Annotated in this window: 5 protein-coding genes and 1 pseudogene; 4 read left to right on the top strand and 2 right to left on the bottom strand. The window is 59.3% G+C overall.

Annotation, left to right across the window (positions count from 1 at the left end; all coding sequences use genetic code 11):
- Positions 1-281: hypothetical protein (locus V6C07_RS11110; protein WP_333536544.1), on the bottom strand; the 281-nt coding region annotated here is incomplete at its 3' end.
- Positions 282-833: 552 nt separating this feature from the next.
- A complete protein-coding gene (locus V6C07_RS11105) occupies positions 834-1,082 on the bottom strand; it encodes a HypC/HybG/HupF family hydrogenase formation chaperone (protein WP_333536543.1) in 249 nt (82 codons plus the stop codon).
- A gap of 436 nt (positions 1,083-1,518) precedes the next feature.
- Here V6C07_RS11105 and ileS point away from each other — a divergent pair, with 436 nt between their 5' ends.
- From ileS to V6C07_RS11085, 4 genes and pseudogenes are all read left to right on the top strand, one after another.
- Positions 1,519-4,335, top strand: coding sequence for an isoleucine--tRNA ligase (ileS, locus tag V6C07_RS11100; protein ID WP_333536542.1), 2,817 nt, complete (start codon positions 1,519-1,521; stop codon positions 4,333-4,335).
- 4 nt (positions 4,336-4,339) lie between these two features.
- Positions 4,340-4,876 carry a signal peptidase II gene (gene lspA / locus V6C07_RS11095; protein ID WP_333536541.1) on the top strand — a complete coding sequence of 179 codons (537 nt, stop codon included), beginning with the start codon at positions 4,340-4,342 and terminating at the stop codon, positions 4,874-4,876.
- Positions 4,873-5,079 (top strand): PLDc N-terminal domain-containing protein, encoded by a 207-nt coding sequence (locus V6C07_RS11090; RefSeq protein WP_333536540.1) that lies wholly within the window; start codon positions 4,873-4,875, stop codon positions 5,077-5,079. The genes lspA and V6C07_RS11090 overlap by 4 nt, the downstream gene beginning before the upstream one ends.
- A 14-nt stretch (positions 5,080-5,093) precedes the next feature.
- Positions 5,094-5,383: pseudogene (locus V6C07_RS11085) on the top strand (tol-pal system protein YbgF); the annotation flags it as partial.

The following is a 5,383-nucleotide window of genomic DNA, read 5'->3' as shown; positions in this document are numbered from 1 at the left end:
AGCTCTCCATCGCCGATGATACTGCATAACGTCATGTGGGAAAGTAGGCCGCTGCCAACATCTTTTAAAGCCCTTCGCTGCTCAAGCGCGAAGGGCTTTTTGCTGTTCTGTGCCTTGCGCTGCAAAAAGGCAGTAGATTTGTCCTTTGCAGAAGCCCTGCGCGCCAGAGCAATCCTTACAGCAAAAAATGAATCTGCCGCGCGCATCCGTTGCTCAAACATCCGTTCAGACCGTGCCCGCACGTCGCATGAGCCGTACATCGCACGCACAGGAGTGCGCATGTGGGCGGGCGGCTGCCTGCGCGGCGCACGGCTGCCTGCTGTAAAAGTGGCGGTGGTGCGGCAAGGAGAGGCCTGGCCGAAGGGCTTTACCATTTGAAATCTCGGCATTGTCTGGTTTGGGCCGCCTGCGCGGCGGGCGGCAAAGGGGGCCTGTTAGGGGCTTTGCCCCTCCGAGGCCCCCTCTGCACTCCCCCCGGAGCACCCCAGAAGTTTTCAATGACCATCAGTTACGAGGGCTGCGCGTCTCCTGCTGCGGGAGCTTCCTCGCTTTGCTCGGTGATCTCCCTCCGCGCCGCGCAATGCCATCGACAAGTTATTGCTGCCCGTGCGCGGAGAGTATCTCGCATCTCGCATCCGCCATCAGGGCACAGGCATCAGGTCACAGGCATCAGGCCATTCGGCGTAATGCCTGTGGCGGGCCTGGCTTTGCTTGACCGCCCACAAATACCTGCTTCAGGTTCTTGCGTCCGCTGTACCGCGCAAATGCAAAAATCCCGCAGGTGTCTGCGGGATTTTATAGCGAAACAATCATGTTCAGCCCATGCGCAGGGGTCAGAACCGCGGTGGGTCTTCCAGGGCCTGCGCCAGTTCGCGCAGGGCGGACAGGCTTTCTTCGGCTTCCTTGGGGGTAAGGGTGTGCAGGGCAAAACCGGCATGCACGATAACGTAGTCCCCGATCTGGGGTTCCTTGGGCAAAAGCATCACCGAAGCGTTCAAAAAGGTCTGGCTTTCACCCACGCGCACGCGGGCCATGCCTTCGCCGAACAGTTCTTCAATGCGGGCAGGAATGGCAAGACACATAGTCACCTCTTGTCGGGCATATAAACACCATTGCGGCTTCGGCAAGCCCCGAAGCCGCCGGAAGTCGCCGCAAACTGAAGAAGACACACCTTATCAGCCCCGGCTGCGCTAGGCAAGCCGCCGCTGCCTCAAGGCCGCAAGCACAGGGATTTTTTCAGGCTTTATGCCAACGGCCGGGCCGTGACCGCGCGAAGGGCCAAACCTTGACTTTGCACGGCTATTTGCCCAAACTACAGTGATTTTTCCACCAGGGCTGACTCCAAATAAGCTTTTGCCCAAAGAATTGCATGACCCGACCTGTTCCGGTCGAGTGGCACGAGAGCATGCTCCCTTTGCGAAAAGGGCCGGCTTGCTTGCCCTTGCGCAAAGTTTTTATTTTGCGGCCAGCTTTTGAAGAACATACTATATCTTGCGACATTCAGTGCCGGGAGCCTCCATGAGTGATTATAAAAAAACGCTGAACCTTCCTCAAACCGCTTTTCCGATGAAGGCAAATCTGGCCCAGCGTGAGCCGGAAGCCATCAAGAAGTGGGACGCCGCCAATGCCTGTGCCGTCATGGTTGAGGCATCGGGCAGCAAGGGAACCTACATCCTGCACGATGGCCCGCCCTATGCCAACGGGCATCTGCACATGGGACACGCGCTGAACAAGATTCTCAAGGATATTATCGTCAAATCGCGCAATATGGCAGGCTATGCCTCACGCTATGTTCCCGGCTGGGACTGCCATGGACTGCCTATCGAGCACAAGGTGGAGCAGGACCTCAAGGAAAAGAAGAAAAGCCTGCCCGCCCATGTGGTGCGCAAGCTCTGCCGTGAGTATGCCAATAAATGGCTTGATATACAGCGCAAGGAATTCAAGCGTCTGGGTGTGCTGGGCGATTGGGATCACCCCTATGTGAGCATGGATCCGGCATATGAATCCGTCACTGCCGGTGAACTTGCAAAGTTTGTGGCCGCCGGGGGCGTGGCGCGCGCCAAGAAGCCCATTTACTGGTGCTGCTCCTGCCACACGGCGCTGGCCGAGGCGGAAGTGGAGTATAACGACCACACCTCGCCTTCTGTCTACGTGCGCTTCGCCCTGCCCGATGAAAACCTGAAAAAGGTTTTTGCAGCCGCTGATCCGGCGCGCGCGCATGTGGTCATCTGGACAACAACGCCCTGGACCCTGCCGGACAATATGGCCGTGTGCCTGCACCCTGAATTTACCTATGCACTGGTTGAGGCACAGGGCAGCCAGTACATTCTTGCGGAAGATCTGGTGGCCTCCTGCGCAGAGACGTTCGGCTGGAGCGAGTACATCATTCTGGATCGCGCCACCGGAGAACGCCTCGAGGGGCTCAAGGCGCGCCATCCGTTCTATGACAGGCAGTCGCCCCTGGTGCTGGGCCTGCATGTGACTCTGGATGCCGGTACGGGCTGCGTGCACACCGCGCCGGGCCACGGTCGTGAAGACTACGATGTGGGCCTCAAGTACGGGCTGGAAATTTATTCGCCTATGGATGACGCCGGGCGCTTTTTGCCCGCCGTGGAATTTTTCGCCGGGCTGAATGTTTTTGAAGCCAACCCCAGGGTCATCGAAAAACTTGAAGAAGTCGGCGCTTTGCTGCAAAAGGGCAAAATTCGCCACTCCTACCCGCATTGCTGGCGCTGCAAGGAGCCGGTCATCTTCCGCGCGACCACCCAGTGGTTTATCAGCATGGAAAAGAATGACCTGCGCGCCCGCGCCCTCAAGGCCATTGATGAAGAAGTGCGCTGGATTCCCGCCTGGGGCCGCGAGCGCATCCATAATATGGTTGAATTCCGCCCGGACTGGTGCATCTCGCGTCAGCGGCAGTGGGGCGTACCCATTTTGGCCCTGCTGTGCGAAGACTGCGGCGAAGCCTGGAATGATCCCGCATGGATGCAGGAAATCGCCGCCCGCTTTGCCAAGCACCCCACGGGCTGCGACTACTGGTACGAAGCCGAACTCAAGGATGTCGTGCCTGAAGGCCTTGCCTGCCCCCATTGCGGCGGCAATCACTGGAAGCGCGAAACCGACATCCTTGATGTCTGGTTTGACTCCGGCACAAGCTTTGCCGCTGTGCTTGAAAAGCGCCCCGAGCTGGGCTTTCCCGCCGACCTGTACCTTGAAGGTTCTGACCAGCACCGCGGCTGGTTCCACAGCTCGCTGCTGGTCAGCGAAGGCACGCGCGGCTGCGCGCCGTACCGGGCCGTGCTCACCCACGGGTATGTGGTGGACGGCGACGGGCGCAAGATGTCCAAGTCTGTGGGCAACGTGATCGCGCCGCAGGAACTCATTGAAAAGTTCGGAGCCGAAATCGTGCGTCTCTGGGTGTCCTCGGTGGAGTACCGCGAAGACATCCGCCTTTCGGACGAAATTCTTGGCCGCCTTGTGGACGCTTACCGCCGCATCCGCAATACCTGCCGTTTTATCATGGGCAACCTGAGCGATATTTCCGCTCATGACCTGCTGCCGCTGGACAGGCTGCAGCCGCTGGACCGTTTTGCTCTGGACGTGGCCGGGCGCGTTCACGAGCGCGTGCAGCAAGCCTATATGGATTTTGACTTCCACAAGGTCTACCACACCCTGCACAACTATTGCGTCACGGACCTTTCTTCCGTGTATCTGGATATCCTTAAAGACCGCCTGTATGCCTCCGCTCCGCACAGCGAGGAGCGCCGCTCGGCCCAGACGGCCCTGTGGCATATCCTGAGCCTTTTGCTGCGCGATATGGCCCCGGTGCTGTCTTTCACCGCCGAGGAAATCTTCAGCCATCTGCCGGAGAGCCTGCGCGGTCCGGAATCGACGGTTTTTGCCCTGCCGCCGCTGGATGCGGCTCCCTATCTGCTGGACGAAGGCACGCGCGATGACTGGAACGTACTGCTGGCCGTGCGCGGCGCGGTGACAAAAGCCATTGAACCCATGCGCCGTGAGGGCATCATCGGGCATTCGCTGGATACGCGCGTGACCCTTTTTGTGGCGGACGAACTGCGCCAGCGCCTGGAGGGCCTGCATACCGACCTGCGCGCCGTGTGCATTGTGTCGCAGTTGCAGCTTGAGGCGCTGGATCGCGCCCCGCAGGCCGCGTATCAGGATGAAGAAGTGGCCGGTCTTGCCATCGGCGTTGAAAAGGCCAGAGGCGAAAAATGCGAGCGCTGCTGGATTTACAGCACCGAGCTTGGCTCGGACGCTTCGCATCCCGCCTTGTGTCCGCGCTGCACAGCGGTTATCAAGGATATGGAATCCTGAGAACATGCGCAGGCGTTATCGAATCCTCGGGGGCATGGCCCTGCTGGCGCTGGCGCTTGACCAGCTGACCAAGTATATTGTCATGCAGACCATACCGGAACACCGTTCAGTGCCGGTTATTGAAGGTCTGTTTGACCTGGTGAACATCCGCAACAGGGGAGCGGCCTTCGGCTTTCTGAACCGTTCGGATATTGAGTGGCAGTTCTGGCTGTTCCTCGGGGCCACGGTGGTAGCCGTATGGGCCATACTGATGCTGGTGCGCAGCTCGCATGACGAACCCTGGCTCTTTGCCGGATTGGGACTGGTCATGGGCGGCGCCCTGGGCAACCTGGTGGACCGCATCCGCTTTCGGGCGGTGGTGGACTTTCTGGATGTCTACTGGGGCGACTGGCACTGGCCGGCCTTTAATGTGGCGGATTCGGCCATCTTCGTGGGGGCCGCACTGGCCTGCGTCATCATGTGGCGCAAACCGCCCGAAAACGGAAACGAAAAGGGCAGCAAAGCCGGAAAATCCTCCGGCAAAGGAGGGAGTGCCGCATGATCTTTCACTGGTGGCATGTGGTGCTGGTCATGATTCCTATGATCCCCACGCTGTGGAGCATCATACACATATGGGGGCATGAGTTTCCCACGCCCCAGCAAAGGGCGCTGTGGCTCGTGCTGGTGGTTTTTTTGCCGGTCATCGGCGGCATCATCTATATTTTCACCGGGCGCAAAAAAGCCCTGGGAAAAGTGCAAATTTGAAAAAAGAGGATATTATGCGCACATTCCGTTCATTGTGCCTTGTAACGCTGGCTTGCGCTGCTCTGCCGCTGAGCGCCTGCGTATCCGGCGGCGGTTCCAGCAGCGGCAGCCTCAGCCTTGAGCAGCAGGTACAGCAGCACGACGTGCAGTTGCGGCAGATGCAGCCCTCGCAGGCCGACGCCTGGAATCAGATACAGGCGTTGCGGCAGGAACTGAATACCGTCAAGGGCCAGATGGATGACCTCAACAATGCCGGTGGCGCGCGCGCCCTTGTGGATCGCGTAAACCGGCACGACGAGGCCCT

The organism is Desulfovibrio sp. 1214_IL3152 (assembly GCF_036763055.1).
GTDB lineage: Bacteria > Desulfobacterota > Desulfovibrionia > Desulfovibrionales > Desulfovibrionaceae > Desulfovibrio.
Note: the sequence above shows the minus strand (reverse complement) of the source record. Positions and strands in the feature narration are given on the sequence as shown.

Excerpts from the sequence above, each read along its gene's own strand:
- V6C07_RS11105 (WP_333536543.1), bottom strand. The coding sequence starts at position 1,082 with ATGTGTCTTGCCATTCCTGCCCGCATTGAAGAACTGTTCGGCGAAGGC.
- ileS (WP_333536542.1), top strand. The coding sequence starts at position 1,519 with ATGAGTGATTATAAAAAAACGCTGAACCTTCCTCAAACCGCTTTTCCG.
- lspA (WP_333536541.1), top strand. The coding sequence starts at position 4,340 with ATGCGCAGGCGTTATCGAATCCTCGGGGGCATGGCCCTGCTGGCGCTG.
- V6C07_RS11090 (WP_333536540.1), top strand. The coding sequence starts at position 4,873 with ATGATCTTTCACTGGTGGCATGTGGTGCTGGTCATGATTCCTATGATC.